Here is a 1,982-nt window from a genome sequence, read left to right as displayed (position 1 = left end):
GGCACCAGCCCGGACTTCTCCCAGGCTTCGTAGTGCGGCGTCACTTCTTTTTCCAGGACCTTGATAACGGAATCCCGGAACATCCCCAGTTCTTCTTTATCAACAGACACGGTCATGTATGTCTCCTGCAATTGAATGCTTCACTTGGGCGCCATGCGGAGCGCGCAGTCCAGACGAATCACTTCGCCATTGAGAATCGGGTTACGCACCATCTGATCCACCATCATGCCGAACTCTTCCGGCTTGCCGAGGCGCTTCGGGAACGGCAGCGTGGCCGCCAGGCTTTCCTGAACTTCCTCGGGCATACCCGCCATCATGGGCGTCATGAACAGGCCCGGTGCAATCGTATTTACACGGATGCCCTCGCGAGCCAGCTCACGGGCCGACTGCAGGGTTAGCGATACCACACCGCCCTTGGAGGCACTGTAGGCCGCCTGGCCAATCTGGCCCTCATAGGCGGCCACCGATGCTGTATTGATGATCACACCGCGTTCACCATCGGCATTGGGTTCGCGCTGCGCCATATCCGCTGCCGCCAGGCGCAGGATGTTAAAGGTACCAATCAGGTTGACCTGAATAACCTTGCTGAAGTTCTCCAACGGCATCACACCCTCACGGCCCAGAATCTTCGAGGCCGTGGCAATACCGGCGCAGTTCACGGCAATACCGCAGGGGCCATGGGCCTCGCGGGCGGCGTTGATGGCGGCTTCGGCGCTGTCGGGGGAGCTTACATCGCACTCAAGGAAAATCCCGCCAATGTCCTCGGCCACCTTGCGGCCCTGCTCTTTCTGAAGATCCAGGATCGCCACCTTGCATCCGGATGCCGCCAGCGCACGGGCCGCACCCTCGCCCAGCCCGGAAGCACCGCCTGTTACAATGGCTGCCACATTTTTGAATTCCATCGTTCACTCCCCTTTTCAGGATTCTGTTTGTTAAAAATCGGACCCTAAAACTACTTTACGTTTACGTAAACTTTATCTAACCTAAGTCTAAAAAGGAAATCCCAATGGACATTAAACAGACATACAGCATCAGCGAGCTCGCCAAAGAGTTCGACGTGACAACCCGGAGCATTCGTTTCTACGAGGATCAGGAGCTGCTCAGGCCCACGCGGCGCGGGCAGACACGGATCTTCAGTTCAAAGGATCGAGTGCGTCTGAAGCTTATTCTCCGCGGCAAGCGAATGGGATTTTCCCTCGCGGAAACCAAAGAATTGTTCGATCTGTGGGACGAAACCCTCAGCGGCAATGAAAAACAGCTGCTGAAGATGCTGACCATCCTGGAAAACAAACGGGCTCAGCTGGAACAGCAGAAAAACGACATTGCCCAGGCAGAAATGGAAATGGATACAGCCGAAGCTCGGTGCCGAGAAGCCCTGGCCGAGCTGCAGAAGAAAAAGAAACAGCAGGCGCCGGCGAAAGAAGAAGCCAGGCAGACCGCTGAAAACTAATGAATGACAGAAATCAAAGGTAGCCAACGATGAAATCACAATACTCAGAGCTCAACTTCGGCCTCGGCGAAACCCTCGATATGCTCCGCGAGCAGATCAACGGCTTTGCTGCTTCCGAAATCGCACCGCGCGCCGAGGAAATTGACCGCAACAACGAGTTCCCCATGGACCTGTGGCGGAAAATGGGCGACATGGGCCTGCTGGGTATCACCGTGAGCGAAGAATACGGCGGCTCCGACATGGGCTACCTGGCGCACGTCATCGCCATGGAAGAAATCAGCCGTGCTTCCGCCTCCGTTGGCCTCTCCTACGGTGCCCACTCCAACCTGTGTGTGAACCAGATTCACCGCAACGGCACCGAAGAACAGAAACAGAAATACCTGCCGAAGCTCGTCAGCGGCGAGCACATTGGCGCCCTGGCCATGTCCGAGCCCAACGCCGGCTCCGACGTCATCTCCATGAAACTGACCGCCAAAGATGAAGGTGACCACTACCTCCTCAACGGCAACAAAATGTGGATCACCAACGGCCC

The 1,982-nt window shown here is 56.5% G+C and carries 2 protein-coding genes and 2 pseudogenes; 2 read left to right on the top strand and 2 right to left on the bottom strand.

The window, feature by feature from the left end; all coding sequences use genetic code 11:
- A pseudogene (locus B2W52_RS22290) lies at window positions 1-116 on the bottom strand (acyl-CoA dehydrogenase); the annotation flags it as partial.
- 24 nt (window positions 117-140) lie between these two features.
- Entirely contained in the window at window positions 141-902 is a 762-nt protein-coding gene (locus tag B2W52_RS04045) for a 3-hydroxyacyl-CoA dehydrogenase (RefSeq protein ID WP_014576485.1), read from the bottom strand.
- A gap of 104 nt (window positions 903-1,006) precedes the next feature.
- Between B2W52_RS04045 and B2W52_RS04040 the strand changes: the two genes are divergently transcribed.
- The gene (locus B2W52_RS04040) at window positions 1,007-1,450 is read left to right on the top strand and encodes a MerR family transcriptional regulator (RefSeq protein WP_014576484.1); all 444 of its coding nucleotides are present in this window, start codon (window positions 1,007-1,009) and stop codon (window positions 1,448-1,450) included.
- 29 nt (window positions 1,451-1,479) lie between these two features.
- Window positions 1,480-1,982: pseudogene (locus B2W52_RS04035) on the top strand (acyl-CoA dehydrogenase family protein); the annotation flags it as partial.

It is taken from the genome of Marinobacter sp. UBA2498 (assembly GCF_002341575.1).
GTDB lineage: Bacteria > Pseudomonadota > Gammaproteobacteria > Pseudomonadales > Oleiphilaceae > Marinobacter > Marinobacter manganoxydans.
The sequence above is the reverse complement of the archived record's forward strand: the minus strand, read 5'-3'. Positions and strand labels throughout refer to the sequence as shown.